The sequence below is a fragment of the Sphingobium vermicomposti genome, from assembly GCF_011762025.1.
Classification (GTDB): domain Bacteria; phylum Pseudomonadota; class Alphaproteobacteria; order Sphingomonadales; family Sphingomonadaceae; genus Sphingobium; species Sphingobium vermicomposti.
The window spans coordinates 92,846-113,006 of the sequence record NZ_JAASQR010000002.1 but is presented as its reverse complement, the minus strand read 5'-3'; the positions used below and the strand labels follow the sequence as shown (position 1 = coordinate 113,006).

Genomic DNA, 20,161 nt, shown 5'->3' with positions numbered 1-20,161 from the left:
TGTGCCCGATAAGGCGATGTGGCCCTGATAACGCGCTCTTCGCGATTGGCAACTGAACGAAGCCTGAGCGGCGTCCTTACTTGCCGTCCTTGCGCCCGATATGGGCGACCCGCGCGACGACTTCCTCACCAACACGCGGACTGACGAATTTGTGGATCGGCCCGCCGTAGAGCGCGATTTCCTTGACCAGACGCGACGCGATCGGTTGCAGCGATACGTCCGCCATCAGGAACACGGTTTCGACGCGGGAATTGATCTGCTGATTCATGCCCGCCATCTGATATTCATATTCGAAATCCGCCACGGCGCGCAGGCCACGGATGATGACGTTGGCACCCTGCGATTCGGCAAAGTCCATCAGCAGCGAGTTAAAGCCGGTAACGACGATCTGCGCATCGACGTCGGCACATTCGCGCCGCACCATTTCCAACCGTTCCTCGTCGGAGAACATGGGCGATTTGGCGATGTTCGTGGTGACGCCGATCACCAGCTTATCGACCAGTTTCGCCCCGCGCCGGATGATGTCCATATGGCCCAGCGTGATCGGATCGAACGTGCCGGGGTAGACCCCCACCCTTTGCCTGCTCATCCTAGCGATCCCTTTCCACGATATAGTCGGCGATGGCGCGCAGCAGGTCGGCTTGCGTCCCATGCGCGTGGAGATGCGCCTTTGCCTGCTGGACCAGTATCCGTGCCTGTTCGCGCGCCCGTTCGACGCCCAGCAGGGATACAAAGGTTTCCTTGCCTGCCGCCTGATCCTTGCCCAATGCCTTGCCCGCGACCGCTACGTCGCCTTCGACATCGAGCAGGTCGTCCGCGATCTGGAACGCCAACCCGATATCGCGGGCATAGCCGTGCAGGCTGGTGCGCCCTTCGGACGGGATCCGGGCCATGATCGCGGCGGCATCGACGCAAAAGGCGATGAGCGCGCCGGTTTTGAGCTGTTGCAGCCGGGTGACGGTGGCCAGGTCGAAGCTCGCCCCCTCCGCTTCCAGGTCCATCATCTGCCCGCCCGCCATGCCCGCAGGCCCGCTGGCGGCGGCAAGCGCTTTCACCAGTTCGATGCGGACGAACGGGTCGGGATGGGTTTCCTCGTCAGCGAGCAGCTGAAACGCCAGGTCGTGCAGGCAGTCCCCGGCCAGGATCGCAGTCGCTTCGTCGAATGCCTTGTGGATGGTCGGCTTGCCCCGGCGCAGGTCGTCATCGTCCATCGCCGGCAAATCGTCATGGATCAGCGAATAGACATGGATGCATTCGACCGCCAGGCCGACCCGCAGCGCCGATTCGCGCGATATGTTGAACAGGTCGCTGGCGGCCCGCACCAGCAGGGGGCGCAGCCTTTTGCCGCCGCCGATAGCCGCATGCCGCATGGCTTCATACAGGCGCGCGCGCGGATCGTCGGGGACTGTCAGCAGAGCGTCGAATGCCCGATCCACCTCCGCTGCGACGGCGGCGGAGCGGCTGGCGACCAACGCCGTACCCGAAATGACGCCCTCCATGCCCAGCGCGCTCAGTCCGCGCCGAACGGCTGGGCGCCCGTCACGACCCCGTTGGGATCGACGGTCAGCTTCTGGATTCGCGCCTCAGCCGCCTGCAGCCTTTCCAGGCACCGTTTCCGCAATTCTTCACCCTGCGCATAGAGCGAGATGGATTCGTCCAGCGGGACGTCGCCGCTTTCCAACCGGCGGACAATCGATTCAAGGGCGCGCAGAGCATCCTCGAAAGACAATTGAGACGTGTCGCCCGCCTGGGTCATGCTCTCTTCGGCCATAGGTCCTGCATTGGCGACCGTCGCCCGCGCGGTCAAGCCCGCTGCGCCCGCACCCGCCCATTAGTTCGCCTGCGTCACGAAAATGTCATGACTCCTGGCCACGGCGCTGGCGGAATTTTGCCAGTTTTGCGTTGACGCCCGCTGTGGCAGATGCACATAGAAGGACCGCTATGAAATATTATCTCCCCCTGATCACCGTCGCCGCGCTCAGCCTGCTGTCCGCCTGCAACCAGAATGATGAACCCGAAGTCGTGGGCGGCCCCGCCGATCCCATGGCGCAGCAGCTTGCCAATGCCGCACCGGTTGAGCTGCCCCCTTCGGTGAAGGAAAGCCACCAATATCGCTGCAAGGACAACAGCCTGATTTTCGTCGACTTCATGAGCGACGACAAGACCGCGAACCTGCGCCTGAAAAGGGATAGCGCGCCCACGAAGCTGGTCGCTGCCAACCCCGGCGAACCCTTCACCGCAGAAGGCTATTCGGTCGAAGGCGCCGGCAAGCAGATCACCGTCACCGTTCCGGGCAAGGACGCGCTTAGCTGCAAGGCGTAAGTCCGGCCAATCCGGTTTTTCCAGGCCGGGTCTCCCCAGTGGAGGCCCGGCCTTTTTCAATTCAGCTTTTCACTAATTCGGGTTCGCCCACCTCGACCGGGTCCGGCCCGAAGCGATTGGGGCCGCGCGTCCCGCTCATGATGAAGAAAACGAGCAGGACCAGGCTGCCGATAATCGGGAAAAAGAGGATCAGCAGCCAGAAACCGCTCCTGTCGGTGTCGTGCAAGCGCCGCACCGCCACGGCGATCCAGGGAATCAGGACCGCCAGGCCGAACAACCCGGTCAACGGCCCGCCTTTGGTGCGATAGCCGGTATCGAACCACCAATCGCCGCGGCGCGCCCAATGTTCAGTGGTGCCAAGGCCCAGCATCCCTTCGACGATGCCAACCGCGATGAAACACAGAATCAGGAACAGGATGAACATCCAATATTCCTTTGGCCGGGACCGCCCGGAAAATTTCGCGTAGCGGCGTAGTGGCAACAGCATCCATTCCATCCTGCACTCTCCCCGGCCTAATTGAACCTGCATTTCCTACCATGTTTTGTCCGGCACGCGCGCGCAAGGATTGTCTATCTGCCGCGCCCCGGCTAAAGGCGCGCTCATGTCGACAGCAGCCACCCAGATCACCCCGGAAATCGTCGCCGAGCATGGCCTTTCGCCGGAAGAATATGACCGCGTTCTGAACGCCCTCGGTCGCGAGCCGAACCTGACGGAACTGGGCATTTTTTCGGTCATGTGGTCGGAACATTGTTCCTACAAGTCGAGCCGCATTCATTTGAAGAAGCTGCCGACCGAAGGACCGCAGGTCATTTGCGGCCCCGGCGAAAATGCGGGCGTCGTCGATATCGGCGATGGCCAGGCGGCGATTTTCAAGATGGAGAGCCACAACCACCCGTCCTATATCGAACCCTATCAGGGTGCGGCGACGGGCGTGGGCGGCATCCTGCGCGACGTGTTCACCATGGGCGCGCGCCCGGTGGCGAACATGAACGCGCTGCGCTTTGGCCGGCCCGACCATCCCAAGATGAAGCATCTGATCAGCGGCGTGGTGCACGGCATCGGCGGCTACGGCAATTGCGTCGGCGTGCCGACCGTGGGTGGGGAAGTGAACTTCCACCCGGCCTATGACGGCAATATCCTGGTCAATGCGATGACCGTCGGCGTCGCGGACACGGACAAGATTTTCTATTCGGCGGCGTCCGGCATCGGCAATCCGATCGTCTATGTCGGTTCCAAGACCGGCCGCGACGGCATCCATGGCGCGACCATGGCGTCGGCGGACTTTGGCGACGACGCCGACGCCAAGCGCCCGACCGTGCAGGTCGGCGACCCCTTCACCGAAAAGCTGCTGATCGAAGCCTGCCTTGAACTCATGGCATCGGACGCGATCGTCGCGATCCAGGACATGGGCGCGGCTGGCCTCACCTCCTCCTCGGTCGAAATGGCGTCCAAGGGCGGCGTCGGCATCCAGCTCAACATGGACATGGTGCCGCAGCGCGAAACCGGCATGACAGCTTATGAAATGATGCTGTCGGAAAGCCAGGAGCGCATGCTCATGGTCCTCCAGCCAGGCAAGGAAGCCTTTGCCGAAGCCATTTTCCGCAAATGGGAACTGGACTTTGCGGTGATCGGCGAAGTGACCGACACGGGCCGCATGGTGCTGGTGCATAAGGGTGAGGTCGTGTGCGACATCCCGCTCGCGCCGCTGGCCGACGACGCCCCGCTCTATGACCGTCCGTCGATGCCGAAGGACGAATATAAGGTCTGGTCCGGCGTCGAACCGCTGGGCGACATCACCGAAAGCAGCGACATCGGCGCGGATCTGGTGAAGCTGATGGGGTCGCCGGACATCGCCAGCCGCCGCTGGATCTGGGAACAATATGACCATATGGTCGGCGCCGACACGGTGCAGCGACCGGGTGGCGACGCAGCGGTGGTGCGGGTCCATGGTTCGCAAAAGGGTATCGCAATCAGCACCGATTGCACCCCGCGCTATTGCTATGCCGACCCCTATGAAGGCGGGAAGCAGGCCATCGCCGAATGCTATCGCAACATCAGTGCCGTTGGCGCGACGCCGCTGGCCGTTACCAACTGCCTCAACTTCGCCAATCCGCAGCGGCCAGAGATCATGGCGCAGTTCACCGGCTGCCTTGATGGCATGGGCGACGCCTGCCGTGCGCTCGACTTCCCGATCGTGTCGGGCAATGTCAGCCTGTACAATGAATCCAAGGCGACCGGTGGCGGCTCCGCGATCCTGCCGACGCCCGCGATTGGCGGCATCGGCCTGTTGAAGGACGTCGATGTCATGGCGACCGTGGCCTTCAAGAATGAAGGCGACGCCATCTGGCTGATCGGCAGCACCGAGGGATCTTTGGGTTCGCATCTGGGCCAGTCGATCTGGCTGCGGGAAATTGCGGGCCGGGAAGCGGGCGACGCGCCAAAGGTCGACCTGGCCGCCGAGCGCGCCAATGCGGACGTCGTTCGCGGCCTGATCGCGGACGGCAAGGTGAACGCCGTGCATGATATTGCCGACGGCGGCCTGCTGGTCACGATTGCGGAAATGGCGCTGGCGGGCGGGATCGGCGCGGAACTGACCGTTGCACTCACCACCGCCGCCGCTTTTGGCGAGGATCAGGGCCGTTACGTCGTCACCGCTCCACAGGGTGTGGACATAGTAGGCGGGCTTCGGATCGGCACGACCGGCGGCAACACCGTGGATGGCGTGGCGCTCAGCGACCTGCGCAACGCGCATGAAGGCTTTTTCCCGAACCTGATGGACGCTGAACTTTAAGCGTCCATCAGCGAACGAGCCCCAATGCGAGCCCGTCAGTTTTTCGGACGAGTGACCCGACCGAACAGCAGTTGATAGGCGTCATCGCCGCCGTGTTGGTCGAACGCTGCCATCACCCGGCGCAACTGTCCGGGCGGCAGCGGCTTTCTGCCATCGCCCGGCACCACCGCGCCTATGCCTTTCAAATGCGCGATCAGTCCCCGCGCACCGCCACAGGACAGCGCATAATCCTCGTCAAAGGCGAACGCATCGTCATAGGCGCTCAACATCGCGCGCAGGTCATCCAGGCCGGGATAGGCGGGGACGCCGGGGACCAGATCGCACGCCGCATGCGCGGCTCGCCATTGCGCGAAGCTGCCCGCGCCCATCGTCGAAAAGATCAGGCTCCCCCCCGGTCGCAGCAGACCCGTCAGGCGGGCGATGGCGTCTTCCAGCTGCTCGAACCACTGAAAGGCCAGGCTGGACAGGATGAGGTCGAACCATTCCCCCTCAAACGCCGGCGCTTCTCCATCCATGGTCAGGAACGTGCCGGCGACCAGCCCGCCCTTCGCCGCTCTGGCCAGCATATCGGGGGACAGGTCCGTAACCACCAGTTCGGCAGAGGGCCAGCGCCGCTGAATGTCACGGGTCAGCAGGCCGGTCCCGCAACCGATTTCCAGGATGCGTTCCACCGGCCCCGGCATCTGCCGCTGGGCCAGATCGGCGACCAGCGCTGCCGCAGCGCGTTGCGGCCCCGCATGATCGTCATAGCGGGCGGCGGCAGCGCCGAATGCTTCGCTTATCCGTTGCTTGCGACGGCTGTTCATGGCTAGTGGTCCGATCCTGACATTTGGCATATCTATCGGCTAGGTGGTGAGCAAATGTCAGAATCTCTCAGGACCACTAGCAACTATATGAATCTAGTGGATTTTGCGATTTTGACATTTGCGACCTTCCTATCCGGCCAGCGGGATGCAAATGTCAAAATCAATCCACTAGTCGCATGGCAGAGCAAAGCCCGCTTTGCCAGTGTCTTCAAGGAACGCCCGTCGCATGAGCGCCCCATCCTTTCGCATTCCCGCCATGGACGTGCTGCGCGGCTGCGCGGTCATGGGCATATTGTGGATGAATATCACCGCCTTCGCCCTGCCGCAGGCGGTCTATTTCAATCCCCGCGCGGGGGGGGCGCTGTCCGCCGGGGATGCGCTGTTCTGGCTGATCAGCTTTCTATTGTTCGACGGCAAGATGCGGGCGCTTTTCTCCATCCTTTTCGGGGCATCGATGCTGCTGCTGATCGACCGGGAGGAACTGGCCGGGCGCGACGGGCGCAAGGTGCAGGTGATCCGCGCCGCCTGGCTGTTCCTGATCGGCCTCGCCCATTATCTGCTGCTCTGGTGGGGCGACATATTGATGATCTATGCGCTGGTGGGGATTGCCGCCCTCCCCTTCGTCGGGAAAGAGCCGCTTTCGCTCATGAAATGGGCCTTCCTCTTCTTTCTCGCGCATTTCCTTATCTGCACGCTTTCCATCGTCAGCCTTTATGGATGGGCCGACGCGGCGGCGAGTCCGGGCGCGGCCCAATCGGTGCGCGAAGGCTATGCCAGCTTCGCCGCATCATTCACCGACCTGCGCCACCCCGCGATCCAGTCGGACATACAGACCTATCGCAGCGGTTTCGGTGTCATCCTGCGCCATCACCTGGCTCTTTTTGCGGACGAATGGCCCCGTGGCCTGTTGTTCAACGGGCTCGACACATTGGGCTTCATGCTGATGGGCATGGCCATGATGAAAGGCGGATTTTTGACCGGCCGTTGGGATCCTGATCACTATAAGCGGACCGCCATCCACTGTTTCCTCATCGGACTTGTGCCGATGGCTGGCCTTGCCGCATGGCTGATCCTGAGCGGTTTCCCCGTCCTGTCCTCCTACGGCGCGGCCTTGGCATGGTCCTTCCCGTTCCGCATACCGCTGGCCGTTGGCTGGGCGGCGATGATCCTTTGGCTGTTTGCCCGGCACCGGGATCGCCCCCTTGTCCTGAGGATCGCTGCGGTGGGGAGGATGGCGCTCAGCAACTATATTGGCACCAGCCTTGTCATGTGCGCCATATTCTATGGCTGGGGCCTGGGGTTCTTCGCGCATCTGCGCCCCGTGCAGTTTCCATTGCTGCTGCTTTGCGCATGGCTGGTCATGCTATTGTGGTCAGCGCCTTGGCTGTCGCGATTCGCCATGGGGCCAGCGGAATGGCTGTGGCGCAGCCTGGCACGAGGGAAGCCGCAAAAGATTCGCAAGAGCAGTTAAAAGTCTATTGCGAGCTATTATCATCTACGCTATCTCCGAATCAGGAGAAGTCGATGGTTGTCTGTATCTGCAATGCCATTCGGGAAAAGGATTTGAAGGAAGCCGTGCGCGGCGGTGCCGACACGCCGTGCAGCGCCTATGCCCGCCTCGGTCGCCGTCCCAAATGCGGCCAGTGCGTCCCCTTCGCCCGCACGATCATCGCCACGGAACGCGCTTCTGTCTGACAATTGATAATCATCAGCATCAAATTGCTGATGGCAGGCGCGAACATCTCGCAATATCGACCTGTAAATATGGCGGATTTACAAGGCTTTCCAGTTAACAATCAGGCGTAACCAGCCTATAGTCCCGGCCTGTCCAAAACAGCCGGAGCATGAAGCCATGAAGGGCGATCCCAAGGTCATCGACTATTTGAACGAGGTGCTCAAAAATGAGCTGACCGCGATCAACCAATATTTCCTGCACTATCGGATGCTCAATCATTGGGGCATCGAAAAGCTCGCAAAGTTCGAATATGAGGAATCGATCGACGAGATGAAGCACGCCGACAAGGTGGCGGAGCGCATCCTGTTCCTCGACGGCCTCCCCAATTTCCAGCTGCTGGGGCGATTGAAGATCGGCGAGACGGTCGAAGAAATCCTGAAGTCCGACCTTGAGCTGGAATATGAAGCCCTTCCCGTGCTGAAAGACGCCATTGCCTATAGCGAAACGGTGCGCGATTTCGTCAGCCGCGACCTGTTCCAGTCGATCCTCGAAAGCGAGGAAGAACATGTCGATACGCTGGAAACCCAGTTCGAAATGATCGAACGCATGGGCATCCAGAACTATATCCAGCTGCAGAGCAAGGCAGCGGAGGAATGACGCCGCGGGCGGGGTAGCATATCCGGCACGCTTACCCCGCCCTTGCTTTAGAGCAGCGCGTCGAGCAATCCGATCAGCGGCAGGTCCGCTGGCGGCATTTCCAGCGCATACATCTGGTTGGGCCTAACCCATTGCAGCGCCGTCGCATGATGCGGATGGGCAATGCCCTGCCATTTACGGCAGACATAGAGCAGCAGTAACAGGTGCCGATCGCCCAGAGCCTCGCTCGCGAAGGTGGCGGGGGCCAGGCAACTGGCGTGGGTCTGGATTCCCAGCTCCTCGTCCAGCTCGCGGATCAACGCGGCCTCGGGCGTTTCGCCGTCTTCCACCTTCCCCCCTGGAAATTCCCATAGTCCGGCCATCGCCCTGCCCGGCGGACGCTGCTGCAACAGCACGCGTCCATCGGCATCGACCAGCGCGGCGGCCACCACCAGAAGGGGTTTGATTGTCGTCATGTCGGTCCAGCGAAAGGGGTTATTAACTCGCCCCTATTACAAAGCCGTCCGGTGCTGTCTGCAATAATCGGGAAGTGGCATGGGCGGACTGATCGAAATCATATCGAAAATGTCCCTGCTGCGTTGCGAACGCGGCGCGACGGCAATCGAATATGGCCTGATCCTGGCACTCATCACACTGGCGATTATCTCCGCAGTAACGAACGTCGCCGACAAGACCATCAACATGTGGGGCAATGTGGCGACAGAAGTTATCAATAATTAACCATTGCACCGAAACAAACGGTCGATGTCGTTAAATCTTTATCAACCTACAGAAAGTAAACCATCCATAGCTGACCTAATTCATCGGGGCGGCGGGGACAGTTGAACCGGAATTTTGTCAAGGAGATTTGCAATGCAGTTCATCCGTAAAATGCTGAAGAATGAAAAGGGCGCGACCGCCATCGAGTATGGCCTGATCGCCGCTTTGATCGCCGTTGCTGCTATCACTGCCATGTCCAACATCGGCACGAAGCTGACCAACACCTTCAACAAGGTTTCGAACAACCTCAACTAAGTTTGGGCAAGTTCGAAAAGAAAGGGCGACGGAAGAAATTCCGCCGCCCTTTTCTGTTGAGCGCTCAATGAGATGATTGGCGCTATTCGTCGCCGGACCATATCGACAATTGCACTCAGAACTCTGGCATCCAGCCGCCAGCTCCAAAGGCAAAAGATCAGGCCCCGATCGCCAGAAACTTGTCCGCGCGGTCCGTCCGAAGGTCCGGCCCGCTCATGCTGGCCAGTGAATCCAGCTCCTCACCGATCGCCGCGCCCAGCCGAGCGATGGCCTGCATCGGCTCGCGATGCGCGCCCCCAGCCGGTTCCGGCACGATCCGATCGATGACGCCGAGCGCTTTCAGATGCTGCGCGGTAACCTGCATCGCGGTCGCCGCATCGCTCGCTCGGTTCGCCGTGCGCCAAAGGATGGACGCGCACCCTTCGGGCGAGATCACCGAATAGACCGCATGTTCGAACATCAACACGCGGTTGGCAGCCGCCAGAGCGACAGCGCCGCCCGAACCGCCTTCCCCCACCACGGCAGCCACCATCGGGACGCCCAGGGCCAGGCATTGCTCGGTCGAACGGGCAATTGCTTCCGCCTGACCGCGTTCTTCCGCCTGCACGCCCGGAAAAGCGCCCGACGTATCCACCAGCGTCACCACGGGCAATCCGAAGCGGTCAGCCAGTTGCATCAGGCGGATCGCCTTGCGATAGCCTTCCGGTTTGGCCATGCCGAAATTGTGGCGCACACGGCTGGCGGTGTCGTCGCCCTTTTCATGGCCGATGACCATGACGCGCCGGTCGCCCAGCGTTGCAAAGCCGCCCAGGATCGCCTGATCGTCGGAAAAGGCCCGATCCCCGGCCAGCGGCATATAATTGTCGAACATCCCCGCCACATAATCCTTGAAGTGGGGACGGTCCGGGTGGCGGGCGACCTGCGTCTTCTGCCACGGCGTGAGCTTGGCATAGGTGTCGACCAGCAGCCTGGCCGCGCGATGTTCGAGCTTCTCGATCTCGCCGCCAATGTCGATATCACCGGCGCTGGCGGTCGCACGCAATTCAATCACGCGCGCCTCAAGTTCGGCGATAGGCTTTTCAAATTCCAGAAAGCTAACCATGGCCGACGGCGTTAGGGCGCAGAAGTGCCGTCGTCAACGAGGCGATGGCCCATCGTTGCAAGTGGATGGCGGCTATTGACCAATTCGACCAGTCTACGGCTGTCGACATGGGTGTAAATCTGGGTCGTGCCGATGTCCGCATGACCCAGCATCGACTGGAGCGCACGCAGGTCGGCACCGCCTTCCAGCAGATGCGTTGCGAAGGCGTGACGCAGCACATGCGGGCTGACCCGGTCGGGCGCGATGCCAGCGGCAGCGGCCAAGGCCTTGACCATCTGGTAAAGGCGGATGCGGCTGACATGGCTCTTGCCCGATGGGAAAAGCCATGGGCTGTCCTGCGGCACATGGGCGATCCAGGCCGACACCGCTGCTCTTGCGCGGTCGGAAATGGGCACCAGCCTTTCGCGGGCACCCTTGCCCTTCAGGATCAGGAAGGGCCGATCGGCAGCCAGTGCCCGGCGGGGGAGCGAAACCAGCTCGGTCGCCCGTAGACCAGATCCGTAAAGCAGTTCGATCAGGGCCGATAGCCGCAAATCCAGTGGCGCTGGATGCTCTGCGGCCAGCCTTGCGTCGATGACGGCGAACAGGGAATCGACGTCCTGCGCCGATAATATCTTTGGCAGCGGCCTGCGTGTCACCGGGCGCGGCAAGGCAATGGCGGGATTGTCGGCGCGCAGCCCTTCTTCTTCGAGGAATGCGTAGAAGGCGCGCAAGGCAGACGCCTTTCGCGCGACGGAGGACGCCGCTAGTTGCGCCCAGGCCCCGGCCAACTCACCCACGGCGACCTTGGTCGCGTGGGAAAGACCGCCCATAATCTGCGCCGCACCCGTCAGGTCCGTCCTGTAAGCAAGCAGCGTATTGCGCGATGCCCCCCGCTCCGCCGCTATCATCTCCAGAAAGCGATCGATGAGGGCCGCGTCGTCACTCATGCATCAGGCTCGCGTGATCGCCTCCGCCGCGATCATCCGCGCTTCGGGGTCGAGTCCGACACGATGCAGGGCGGCGACGATGTGATAGAGATGGGCAGGCGGCAAGCGGCCCCATTGGGACGATTGCATGCCGACCGCCGCCAGCAAGGCGACGCTTGCCTTCTCACCGCGCGCGGCGGCCTGTGCGATCGCCCTTGCCCAGCGGCTGGCGGGGGCAAGCTGGAAGCCATTGTCCTGCGCCAACGCAGCGGCTTTCCCCGCATCGACACGCGCCAGCCCCGCCAGCGCCGCGATCAACAACCGTCCCTTCACCGCGCCCGCATCTTCAAAGAAGCCCGACACGCGGCTGTCGCTGATCTCGACCGTCACGGTGGGCGCACCGACCGCCATCAATGCCCACAGGCTGCTGGCACCGTCGCCTTCGGCCTGCCTGGCAGCGGAGGTCCAGCGCAATGTGCTGCGGTCATAGCCCGCCGTCAGCATCGCGGCGACCAGATTGGCCGCGTCGCGCGCATCGATCTGCTGTACCGGCAGAGCAGCCGCCGCCCTGGCCGTAGCGATCAGCCCGACATAATCCGGCTGGCCATTGTCCCGCCACAGGCTGCGCATCGCCTGAAGGCGATCTTCAACATTATCGCCGACATGCGCGGTCCGCAGCGCTTCGATACGATCCGCCGCCTCCGTGGGCGCTTCGCCCTCAGCGTCCAACTGGCTATAGAAGCCGACGAGCGCCTTATTGGAAAAGACGCCCAGCCGTGCCGCCACTTCGGCCCCAGGCAGGCGTTTCGCGGCGCTCAATGCCGGAGCCCGCGCCTCCCAGGCGCGCACATGCTGGCCCGCCGTCGCGTAGAGGGCATCGGGTATTTCGACGTTGAGAGCGGTGGCCAGGCCGAATCGCCAGGCGGTCAGGCGATCGACCGCGTCCCATTCGATCTTTACCGAACGGCGGGCGTTGAAGCCTGTCCCCACCACCTTTTCAGCAAGGCGATAATCGATCCCGCGCACCACGCCACGTCGCTGCGCCTGGTTGAGCGCGCCACTCGCCGAACCCTGATCGCCGGACAGCGCAGGGCAGATGGCGCGGGTCATGTCCCAGCCCGGCTTCTTGCTGGTCCGAAGCGCGCCAGCGGACAGCGGGCACAGCCCCGCCGGGTCCGCGGTCGCCAGATAGGTCTGCATCGCGACGGCGTAGAGCCGAGGCGTGAAATGGTCCGAATCGACGCTTTGCACCAGCAGGCGCGCGCTATCCGCCTCGCCCATGCGCAGCAGCAGCCAGGCGCGCTCCGCCACCCAGTCCGCGCCGTTGATGTCGCGTGGCGTATCGGTGGCCGACAACAGCGTGCGGCGAAGCAGGATCGACGCCCAGCGCGACGTGATCGGCGCGCGCGTCTCCGTCATCAGGGTCGCGAGGAATTGCCCGGATTGGCCGCCAAAGTCATCTGACGCGAAGCCAAGCCGTTGCGGGGTCAGCACCCCGACCCGGTCCAACGACCGCTGGGCACCGGGCGGCAAGTCATATTTGGCCTTTTGCGCGGCCAGTTCTTCTTCGGAAAGCGCATCGTCGACCGCGTTGGTCGCCGCGTCATCGCCCGGCAGCGCCGCTGTGGGCGGCAGCGGTTGCACCATGGGCACCGGCGCGGTCGGGCCTGCTGGCCGTCCCGGCTGGGGAACGGCCGGGGCAGGGGCAGCGGGCGGATCGCCGAAACCGGGCGGCAGCAGGGACTCAGGCGCTTCCTGCGCCACCACTGGCAGCGCCAGCGCGATCGCAAGCGTTCCCAGCGTCCATCTGGCATTCCCCCGGCGTTGGCGCATGCCCGTTATTGGCCCAGCTTTTCGGCGGGAATCACCTTTTCCACCTGTCGCTGGGGCTGTTCACCACCGCGCGACCACATGAGCAGGATCAACGCGACCAGCGCGGCAATCAGGACGATGGGGATTATCGGCAGACGCTTGCCGCGACGGCGCGAGCTGCTTTCGAAGTTGCTGAAAGAACGATTGCTTCTCATGGGTCCTTGTGCGGCCAAGCCGGTAGATGAGGAAAGTTGCGATTTGCCTCTGTGACGGGGGGATGTATAGCCCCGGTCGGCATGCAGCGAAACAGCAAATCCGCCTCTACCGGCCTGAAGCGCGGTCCAATCGTCCTGATCGGCATGATGGGCGTTGGCAAGTCGACCGTCGGTCGCCGCCTGGCCGCGCGCCTGGGCGTCGCTTTCGTGGACGCCGATGAAGAGATTGAAAAGGCGGCGGGCATGACCATCACGGAAATGTTCGAACGCTATGGCGAATCCTATTTCCGTGATGGCGAACGGCGGGTCATCGCGCGGTTGATGGACGGTGGACCCAAGGTCATCGCCACGGGCGGCGGCGCTTTCATGCAGGATGAAACGCGCCGATTGATCCTGGAACATGCGACCGCCATCTGGCTGGACGCCGACATCGACATATTGGTCGACCGCGTGTCGCGCCGGGAAGGTCGTCCCCTGCTGAAAGGCAAGGACCCGCGCGCGGTGCTGACCGAACTCGCCGCGACGCGCAATCCGGTCTACGCGCTCGCCCCGATTCATATAAAAAGCATCGCCGCCCCCCACGAAGTCACGGTGGACAGCATATTGGAGCAGTTGGTCGCATGGCATTAGTCCGCGTCGCGCTGGGTGCGCGCAGCTATGACATCATCATAGAAGAAGGCTCGCTCGATCGGGCCGACGCGCATCTGGCAGGATATGCGCGCAAGGGGCGGCTGGTCGTCGTGACCGACGCCAATGTGGCAAAGGCACAGCTGCCACGGCTGACAGCCAGCCTGAACCGGGCCGGGATAGCCGTGGCCCCCATCATCCTGCCCGCCGGGGAGCAGACCAAGAGCTGGCGGCATCTGGAACAGCTGCTGGACCAGTTGCTGGCGCTGGAGATCGAGCGCGGCGACCATGTAGTGGCGCTGGGCGGCGGCGTGATTGGCGATCTGGTCGGATTCGCCGCATCCATCCTGAAACGCGGCTGCCATTTCATCCAGGTTCCCACGACCCTGCTGGCCCAGGTCGATAGCTCCGTCGGCGGCAAGACCGCGATCAACGCGAAGGCGGGCAAGAATCTGATCGGCAGCTTTTATCAGCCGGGCTTGGTGCTGATCGATCCTTCGACTCTGGACAGCCTGCCCCCCCGCGAAACCCGCGCGGGCTATGCAGAGGTCGTCAAATATGGCCTGATCGACGACCCCGACTTTTTCGCCTGGTGCGAAACGGATGGACAGCGGCTGTTGGACGGCGACGGCGATGCGCGCGAATATGCGATCGAACGCAGCGTGCAGGCAAAGGCGGCCATCGTCGCGGATGATGAGCGGGAGACGTCCGGGCGGCGCGCGCTGCTGAACCTGGGCCATACTTTCGGCCATGCGCTGGAGGCTGACACGGGCTTTTCCGATCTGCTCCTGCATGGCGAAGGCGTCGCGGCGGGCATGGCGCTCGCCTTCCGCTATTCGGCGCGGCTGGGGCTATGCCCGGCGGCGGAGGCGGAACGGGTGACGGAGCATCTGAAGAAAGTGGGCCTGCCCCATGACCTTGCCAGCGCCCATGTAAAGGCTGACGGAGCCGCCCTGATCGCGCATATGCTGCATGACAAGAAGATGGCGGCGGGCACTCTCCCCTTCCTGCTGGCGCGCGGCATTGGCCGGACCTTCCTGTCGAAGGATGTCGTACTGGATGATGTCGCGGCGTTTCTGGACGAAGATCGGGCAGCGGCAACTTAAGCCTCAAGCCGCAACGGCCGACGTGGGTGGGGGGCGGACGGGCTTATTTGGATCAACTGGCACCTGTGTGGTCGTGCGGCGCTGCCTGATTTGCGCTATAGGCTCGATCACTCAGCAGCTACAGGAGGTATTTGTGCAAGTCGCGATTTTGACGTTTGATGGATTCAATGAACTGGATTCATTTATTGCGTCAGCGATTCTAAACCGAATGAAAGGCCATGGTTGGGCCGCGCATATCACATCACCAACCGCAGAAGTGACTTCCATGAACGGCGTGATTGTTCAGCGCCAGAAGCCATTGGATTTCACCGCCGAAGCAGATGCAGTGCTAATCGGCAGCGGCGTCAAAACACGCGAGATAGCGGCTGACATCGGCCTTCTTTCACGTATCAATCTGGAACCGTCACGCCAACTAATCGGCGCTCAATGTTCCGGGACTCTTCTTCTGGCGAAGCTAGGCTTAATCAGTGAACTTCCTGCCTGCACTGATCTCACAACCAAGCCATGGGTCATCGAAGCGGGCGTTAGCGTGATCGATGCCCCCTTTGTCGCACACGGAAATGTCGCAACGGCGGGCGGATGCCTGGCATCGCAATATCTCGCCGCATGGATGATTGCGCGTGGCGCTTCAATGCGGGATGCCAAAGAGGCGATGCATTATGTCGCCCCTGTAGGCGAGAAAGATTTATACGTCCGAAGGGCAGTCTCGGTCGTTGAGCCATTCATCCACCAACGGCAAGCCGCCGCTAGTTGAAGGCGGGAATAGCAGGATGCGGGCGCTCTTCAGCGCCCCTGCAATGGCAGCAAGTGATCGTAGACCACCGTCCCGCCAAACAAAAAAGGGCGCCTCGCAGGGCGCCCTTCTCATCTGCTCGACTGACGGAGCGATTATTTCTTCAGCGTGAGGCCGCCGAAACGCTTGTTGAAGCGCGCCACCTGGCCGCCCTGCTCCAGCTGACGCTGGCCGCCGGTCCACGCCGGATGCGACTTGGGATCGATGTCGAGCGCCATCGTGTCGCCTTCCTTACCCCAGGTCGAACGGGTACGAAAAGTCGTGCCGTCGGTCATCTGGATGGTGATGAAGTGGTAGTCGGGATGCGTATCGGCCTTCATGGGTCTGCTCCGTCAATGGGCCGGTTTCCGACCGGCCATGGATGCGATAAATTGCGAAGGCGCGCGGTTACATGGCTTTGCGCGCGAAAGCAAGGGGTGACCAGGGGCCACCCCTTTGCATCAGTCCACAGGCGGGTCAGCGATCATCGCGACGAAATTGGCTTCGGCGCAAAGCTTGCCATCCACCGTCGCTTTTCCGACGAATTTGCATACCCGGCCGCGAATCTGGAGAAGTTCGACATGCAAGTCGAGCAGGCAACCCGGCTCCACCGGACTGCGGAACTTCGCCCCTTCGATGCTCATGAAGTAGACGAGCTTGCCCGAACCGCGCAGTTCCAGCGTTTCCACCGTAAGCACCCCGGCGGCCTGCGCCATCGCTTCGATGATCAGCACGCCCGGCATGATCGGACGACCAGGGAAATGCCCCTGGAAGAAGGATTCGTTGATCGTCACGGCCTTGACCGCATGGATCGCGCCGTGCGGCACGAGCGAAACCACGCGGTCAACGAGCAGCATCGGATATCGGTGCGGCAGTGCCGCCATGATCCCGCGAATATCGATGGGACCCATGGCGGCGGGCGCCGCGTCGGCTTCAACCGTCATCGGCGGATCAGCGCGAGGTCGGCTGCTGCGACGGATTGGCCGGAGCGGCTGCCGCCGGAACCGGAGCCTGGCCACGAGCGCCACCGGGCTGCCAGCCAGCCGGCGGCGTGATGCCGACGCTGGGCACCAGGGCGTTGAGTTCGGTCACGACCTGCTGCGTGACATCGACGCCCGGCTGGTAGGACACGGTAGCGTCGGGTGCCAGGATCAGGTCGACCTTCGCCTTGCTCATGGCGGCCTTGAGCGCGTCGGACAGCTTGGCCGAAATCTGCTCTTCGACATAGGCGTTGGCGAGCGCGATCGGCTGACCCAGACGCTGCAGTTCGGCCTGGCCTGCCTGGCCAGCCTGCTGATAGGCTTCATACTGGGTCTGAATTGCCGGGGTCGGCTTGTTGCCAGCGGCCTTCATCGCGGCTTCCAGGGCAGAACCCTTCGAGCGCAAGTCCGTATCAATCGCATTCTTGCGCGCGTTGAAGCTGTCGATCTGCGCCTTGTAAGTCGTCTGAATCTGTGAGCGGGCGGTCGTATAGGCCGCGCTCTGGGCGACAGCGCGCTGGACATCAACGACGGCAATGCCGGTCTTCGACTGGGCAACGGCAGGCGTGCTGGCCAGCGCGATGGCGGTCATGGGCGCAAAGGCAAAGGCCGCGGCCTTGAGGATCATGTTCATTAGAATTGAGTCCCTACGTTAAAGCTGATGAGCTGAGTGTCGTCCCCTGGTTCCTTGAGCAGGGCCTTGGCGATATCAATGCGGAACGGTCCGAAAGGCGAGTTCCAGTTGACGCCAAAGCCCACCGACACGCGCGGCTTGAGCGTGTCGCCGAGATAAACTTCTTCGAAACCAGTTCCGTCGAGATAGTCGGTCGTATAACCAGGCACCGACACATTCGAACAATCGCCCAAGCCCGCCGCTCGTTCGGGCGATCGGCCAGGGTTATTCGATCCCGTGACCGGCGTCAGCGAACAGAAACCGGGGAAATTGGTTGGAACAGGATCACGCAATCCCGCAACCGCGCCAGCATCTACGAAGATTGACGGACGAAGGCCCATTTCACGAGCGCCCGATCCCAGCGGAATTTCGACCTCAGCACGGGCAAGATAGTAAATCTTGCCACCAAGCGCATCGTCCCGGGTGTTGTTGTCGCCAGATCTACGAGAGAAGCCGGTCGGGCTATCGGGATCTTGGACAAGCGAGAACCGCTTAATGCGGGGACCGATGCCGCGAATGTCGAAGCCGCGCATCTGAGGATTGCCCAGGAAGAAGCGGTCGGTCAGACGCACCTTGTCCACCAGCGCACCGGTAGCATCCCGGCGTTCGCCTTCCAGCGAGTGGATGTAGCCACCTTCAGCCGACAGCGAGAAGATGAAGCCTCCGCCCAGCGACCAATATTTGTTACCGTTAAGCCGCGTGCGGACATATTTGACGCTGCCGCCCAAACCGGCGAAATCCTGGCTCAGCACGACATTATGGCCGCGCGTTGCCCGGATACGGTTGTCGCGATTGTCGTAGATCAACGAATAGCCCAGCGACGAAGTCGTCCGCTTGCCGATGGCGTCGCACAGATAACGGCCAGCCAGAATGGGGTCGCAGACGCCGTTGGTGTAATAAGTGTCTTCGTCCAGGCTCACATCGTCCAGGTTAAGGCTGTAGCGCAGCGCCAGCGACATGAATTCGGTGATCGGCACGCCCGCCCGGAGCTGGAAGCCGGTGGTCGTCTGCTTGTACGTCGTATCGCGATCGTTGGAATTGCCAAGATAACGGAAGCTGTTGAGATCACGGCGATAGATGTCGCCGCCCAGCGCGATATTCTTGTCCATGAAATAAGGCTCGGTAAAGCCCAGTTCGATGGATTTGGAATAGCTGGAATAGTTCACACTGGTGCGCAGTTCCTGGCCCTTGCCCCGGAAGTTGCGCTGGGTGATCGACGCCGCGACGATAAACCGCTCCAGCGAGGAGAAGCCAGCCGACAGCGACAATTCGCCCGTCGATTTTTCCTGCACGTTGGTTTCCAGCACGATGCGGTCGGGCGCGGAGCCGGGCTTTTGTTCGATTTCCAGCTTTTCCTGGAAGAAACCGAGCGAGTTGATGCGATCGCGCGAACGCTTGACCAGGAAGCTGTTGAAAGCATCCCCTTCGGCCAGGCGGAATTCGCGGCGCACCACCTTGTCCTGGGTCAACGTGTTGCCGTTGACATCGACGCGTTCGACATAGACGCGCGGCGCGTTGCCGATGCGGAAATCGATCCCCATCGTCAGGCTGTCCTTGTCGCGGTTGAAGTCCGGCTGGACCTCCGCAAAGGCGTAACCGAACAGGCCGGCGGTCTCGCTCAGCGTGTCGACGGTGTCTTCCACCTGCTTGGCATTGTACCAGTCGCCCTTCTTCATCGGCAGCGTCTTGGTCAGCGTCGCGCCCGACAGGTCGCGGATATCGCTTTCCACCTTCACGTCGCCGAATTTGTAGCGCTGTCCTTCTTCCACCACATAGGTGATGATGAAGTCCTGCTTGTCCGGGGTCAGTTCCGCCACCGCCGAAATGACGCGGAAATCGGCATAGCCCTGCGTCAGATAATATTGCCGCAGCTTTTGCTGGTCATAGGCCAGCCGGTCGGGATCATAGCTGGTGCCCGACGAAAAGAGGCGGAACCAGCGCGACTGCTTCGTCACCATCTGGCTACGCAGTTCGCCATCGTCAAACTTGTCGTTGCCGATGATGTTGATCTGCCGAACCTTGGACTTGGGGCCTTCGGAAATTTCGAAGACGATGTCGACGCGGTTCTGGTCCAACTGAACCATCTTCGGTTCGACCGTAGCGGCAAAGCGGCCCTGACGGCGATAAAGCTCGATGATGCGCGCAACGTCGGCGCGCACCTTGGACCGGGTATAGATCTGGCGTGGCGCAAGTTTGATTTCAGGACGAATCTTGTCATCCTTCAACCGCTTGTTACCTTCCAGCACGATGCGGTTGATAACCGGATTTTCCCGGATTTCGATGGTCAGCGCACCATTGTCATTGCGGATCTGGACGTCGGCGAACAGTTCCGTTTCGTAAAGGTCGCGCAGGGCCTGATCGAGCGATTCCTGGGTATAGGGCTGGCCGACGCGCAGCTTGGTGTAGGACAGCACCGTGCTGGGCTCCAGCCGCTGCTGGCCGGTGACGGCGATGCTGCTGATGGTGCCGGTCGGGGCGACGGCGGCGGGGATGGGCGCAGCAGCGGCGGGTTGCGCGCTATCCTGGGCCAGAGCGGGGCTTACACAGACGCCGCCGATCATCGTCGTCGCCAGAAGGGCCGCGACAATCGGGCGCTGCCTCTTGCTGCTCATTATCGCTGTCACCCGCTTCACCCTTTTACAAATAAGCAATGCTCGTTCACGTCTGGAAAGACGCTGCGAGCCGCGCCTCCCTGCCCGA

24 protein-coding genes are annotated in these 20,161 nt (G+C 62.1%); 10 read left to right on the top strand and 14 right to left on the bottom strand.

The window, feature by feature from the left end; genetic code table 11:
- Nucleotides 1-76 precede the first annotated feature (76 nt).
- Genes coaD through FHS54_RS05375 form a run of 3 tightly spaced genes read right to left on the bottom strand, consistent with a single transcriptional unit; the run spans nucleotide 77 to nucleotide 1,771 of the window.
- Complete coding sequence (gene coaD / locus FHS54_RS05385) at nucleotides 77-589, bottom strand: pantetheine-phosphate adenylyltransferase (RefSeq protein WP_167302815.1); 513 nt, start codon at nucleotides 587-589, stop codon at nucleotides 77-79.
- 1 nt (nucleotide 590) lies between these two features.
- Nucleotides 591-1,499: a polyprenyl synthetase family protein gene (locus tag FHS54_RS05380; RefSeq protein WP_167302814.1), complete on the bottom strand. Its 909-nt coding sequence runs from the start codon at nucleotides 1,497-1,499 to the stop codon at nucleotides 591-593.
- An 11-nt stretch (nucleotides 1,500-1,510) separates the two neighbouring features.
- Complete coding sequence (locus FHS54_RS05375) at nucleotides 1,511-1,771, bottom strand: exodeoxyribonuclease VII small subunit (protein ID WP_167302813.1); 261 nt, start codon at nucleotides 1,769-1,771, stop codon at nucleotides 1,511-1,513.
- 170 nt (nucleotides 1,772-1,941) lie between these two features.
- Here FHS54_RS05375 and FHS54_RS05370 point away from each other — a divergent pair, with 170 nt between their 5' ends.
- Nucleotides 1,942-2,322 carry a hypothetical protein gene (locus tag FHS54_RS05370; RefSeq protein WP_167302812.1) on the top strand — a complete coding sequence of 127 codons (381 nt, stop codon included), beginning with the start codon at nucleotides 1,942-1,944 and terminating at the stop codon, nucleotides 2,320-2,322.
- Between the two features lie 61 nt (nucleotides 2,323-2,383).
- Here the strand turns inward: FHS54_RS05370 and FHS54_RS05365 are convergent, their stop codons facing one another.
- The gene (locus tag FHS54_RS05365; protein WP_425057299.1) at nucleotides 2,384-2,746 is read right to left on the bottom strand and encodes a DUF805 domain-containing protein; all 363 of its coding nucleotides are present in this window, start codon (nucleotides 2,744-2,746) and stop codon (nucleotides 2,384-2,386) included.
- A 178-nt stretch (nucleotides 2,747-2,924) separates the two neighbouring features.
- Here FHS54_RS05365 and purL point away from each other — a divergent pair, with 178 nt between their 5' ends.
- Nucleotides 2,925-5,114 (top strand): phosphoribosylformylglycinamidine synthase subunit PurL, encoded by a 2,190-nt coding sequence (gene purL, locus FHS54_RS05360; protein ID WP_167302810.1) that lies wholly within the window; start codon nucleotides 2,925-2,927, stop codon nucleotides 5,112-5,114.
- A gap of 35 nt (nucleotides 5,115-5,149) precedes the next feature.
- Here the strand turns inward: purL and FHS54_RS05355 are convergent, their stop codons facing one another.
- On the bottom strand, nucleotides 5,150-5,920 hold the full coding sequence (locus FHS54_RS05355) for a methyltransferase domain-containing protein (protein ID WP_167302809.1): 771 nt from the start codon (nucleotides 5,918-5,920) through the stop codon (nucleotides 5,150-5,152).
- A gap of 226 nt (nucleotides 5,921-6,146) precedes the next feature.
- On the opposite strand from FHS54_RS05355, the gene FHS54_RS05350 reads away from it, so the two are divergent.
- The 3 genes from FHS54_RS05350 to bfr all read left to right on the top strand — a co-directional run bounded on the left by FHS54_RS05350 (nucleotide 6,147) and on the right by bfr (nucleotide 8,252).
- On the top strand, nucleotides 6,147-7,391 hold the full coding sequence (locus tag FHS54_RS05350) for a DUF418 domain-containing protein (protein WP_167302808.1): 1,245 nt from the start codon (nucleotides 6,147-6,149) through the stop codon (nucleotides 7,389-7,391).
- Between the two features lie 53 nt (nucleotides 7,392-7,444).
- Nucleotides 7,445-7,615 (top strand): (2Fe-2S)-binding protein, encoded by a 171-nt coding sequence (locus tag FHS54_RS05345; protein WP_167302807.1) that lies wholly within the window; start codon nucleotides 7,445-7,447, stop codon nucleotides 7,613-7,615.
- Between the two features lie 157 nt (nucleotides 7,616-7,772).
- Nucleotides 7,773-8,252: a bacterioferritin gene (bfr, locus tag FHS54_RS05340; protein WP_167302806.1), complete on the top strand. Its 480-nt coding sequence runs from the start codon at nucleotides 7,773-7,775 to the stop codon at nucleotides 8,250-8,252.
- 47 nt (nucleotides 8,253-8,299) lie between these two features.
- Here the strand turns inward: bfr and FHS54_RS05335 are convergent, their stop codons facing one another.
- Nucleotides 8,300-8,707, bottom strand: a complete 408-nt coding sequence (locus FHS54_RS05335) for a (deoxy)nucleoside triphosphate pyrophosphohydrolase (RefSeq protein WP_167302805.1) — start codon at nucleotides 8,705-8,707, stop codon at nucleotides 8,300-8,302.
- Between the two features lie 79 nt (nucleotides 8,708-8,786).
- Between FHS54_RS05335 and FHS54_RS05330 the strand changes: the two genes are divergently transcribed.
- Nucleotides 8,787-8,972: a Flp family type IVb pilin gene (locus FHS54_RS05330; RefSeq protein ID WP_167302804.1), complete on the top strand. Its 186-nt coding sequence runs from the start codon at nucleotides 8,787-8,789 to the stop codon at nucleotides 8,970-8,972.
- Nucleotides 8,973-9,104: 132 nt separating this feature from the next.
- Nucleotides 9,105-9,266, top strand: a complete 162-nt coding sequence (locus FHS54_RS05325) for a Flp family type IVb pilin (RefSeq protein ID WP_167302803.1) — start codon at nucleotides 9,105-9,107, stop codon at nucleotides 9,264-9,266.
- A gap of 157 nt (nucleotides 9,267-9,423) precedes the next feature.
- Here FHS54_RS05325 and FHS54_RS05320 read toward each other — a convergent pair whose 3' ends face one another.
- The 4 genes from FHS54_RS05320 to FHS54_RS05305 are packed head-to-tail and all read right to left on the bottom strand — an operon-like array spanning nucleotide 9,424 to nucleotide 13,303.
- Entirely contained in the window at nucleotides 9,424-10,368 is a 945-nt protein-coding gene (locus tag FHS54_RS05320; protein WP_167302802.1) for an acetyl-CoA carboxylase carboxyltransferase subunit alpha, read from the bottom strand.
- Between the two features lie 11 nt (nucleotides 10,369-10,379).
- Nucleotides 10,380-11,297 carry a tyrosine recombinase gene (locus FHS54_RS05315; protein WP_167302801.1) on the bottom strand — a complete coding sequence of 306 codons (918 nt, stop codon included), beginning with the start codon at nucleotides 11,295-11,297 and terminating at the stop codon, nucleotides 10,380-10,382.
- Nucleotides 11,298-11,300: 3 nt separating this feature from the next.
- Entirely contained in the window at nucleotides 11,301-13,109 is a 1,809-nt protein-coding gene (locus FHS54_RS05310; protein ID WP_167302800.1) for a hypothetical protein, read from the bottom strand.
- Nucleotides 13,110-13,114: 5 nt separating this feature from the next.
- Nucleotides 13,115-13,303, bottom strand: coding sequence for a hypothetical protein (locus FHS54_RS05305; RefSeq protein ID WP_167302799.1), 189 nt, complete (start codon nucleotides 13,301-13,303; stop codon nucleotides 13,115-13,117).
- An 81-nt stretch (nucleotides 13,304-13,384) separates the two neighbouring features.
- Here FHS54_RS05305 and FHS54_RS05300 point away from each other — a divergent pair, with 81 nt between their 5' ends.
- The 3 genes from FHS54_RS05300 (at nucleotide 13,385) to FHS54_RS05290 (ending at nucleotide 15,790) form a co-directional block, all read left to right on the top strand.
- The gene (locus FHS54_RS05300; RefSeq protein ID WP_167302798.1) at nucleotides 13,385-13,933 is read left to right on the top strand and encodes a shikimate kinase; all 549 of its coding nucleotides are present in this window, start codon (nucleotides 13,385-13,387) and stop codon (nucleotides 13,931-13,933) included.
- The gene (aroB, locus tag FHS54_RS05295) at nucleotides 13,924-15,036 is read left to right on the top strand and encodes a 3-dehydroquinate synthase (RefSeq protein WP_167302797.1); all 1,113 of its coding nucleotides are present in this window, start codon (nucleotides 13,924-13,926) and stop codon (nucleotides 15,034-15,036) included. The genes FHS54_RS05300 and aroB overlap by 10 nt, the downstream gene beginning before the upstream one ends.
- A gap of 133 nt (nucleotides 15,037-15,169) precedes the next feature.
- A complete protein-coding gene (locus FHS54_RS05290) occupies nucleotides 15,170-15,790 on the top strand; it encodes a DJ-1/PfpI family protein (RefSeq protein WP_167302796.1) in 621 nt (206 codons plus the stop codon).
- Between the two features lie 134 nt (nucleotides 15,791-15,924).
- Here the strand turns inward: FHS54_RS05290 and rpmE are convergent, their stop codons facing one another.
- The 4 genes from rpmE to bamA all read right to left on the bottom strand — a co-directional run bounded on the left by rpmE (nucleotide 15,925) and on the right by bamA (nucleotide 20,073).
- On the bottom strand, nucleotides 15,925-16,149 hold the full coding sequence (rpmE, locus tag FHS54_RS05285; protein ID WP_167302795.1) for a 50S ribosomal protein L31: 225 nt from the start codon (nucleotides 16,147-16,149) through the stop codon (nucleotides 15,925-15,927).
- A 120-nt stretch (nucleotides 16,150-16,269) separates the two neighbouring features.
- A complete protein-coding gene (gene fabZ / locus FHS54_RS05280) occupies nucleotides 16,270-16,752 on the bottom strand; it encodes a 3-hydroxyacyl-ACP dehydratase FabZ (RefSeq protein ID WP_167302794.1) in 483 nt (160 codons plus the stop codon).
- A 7-nt stretch (nucleotides 16,753-16,759) separates the two neighbouring features.
- Entirely contained in the window at nucleotides 16,760-17,422 is a 663-nt protein-coding gene (locus tag FHS54_RS05275) for an OmpH/Skp family outer membrane protein (RefSeq protein WP_167302793.1), read from the bottom strand.
- On the bottom strand, nucleotides 17,422-20,073 hold the full coding sequence (bamA, locus tag FHS54_RS05270; RefSeq protein WP_208404794.1) for an outer membrane protein assembly factor BamA: 2,652 nt from the start codon (nucleotides 20,071-20,073) through the stop codon (nucleotides 17,422-17,424). The genes FHS54_RS05275 and bamA overlap by 1 nt, the downstream gene beginning before the upstream one ends.
- Between the last annotated feature and the right edge of the window lie 88 nt (nucleotides 20,074-20,161).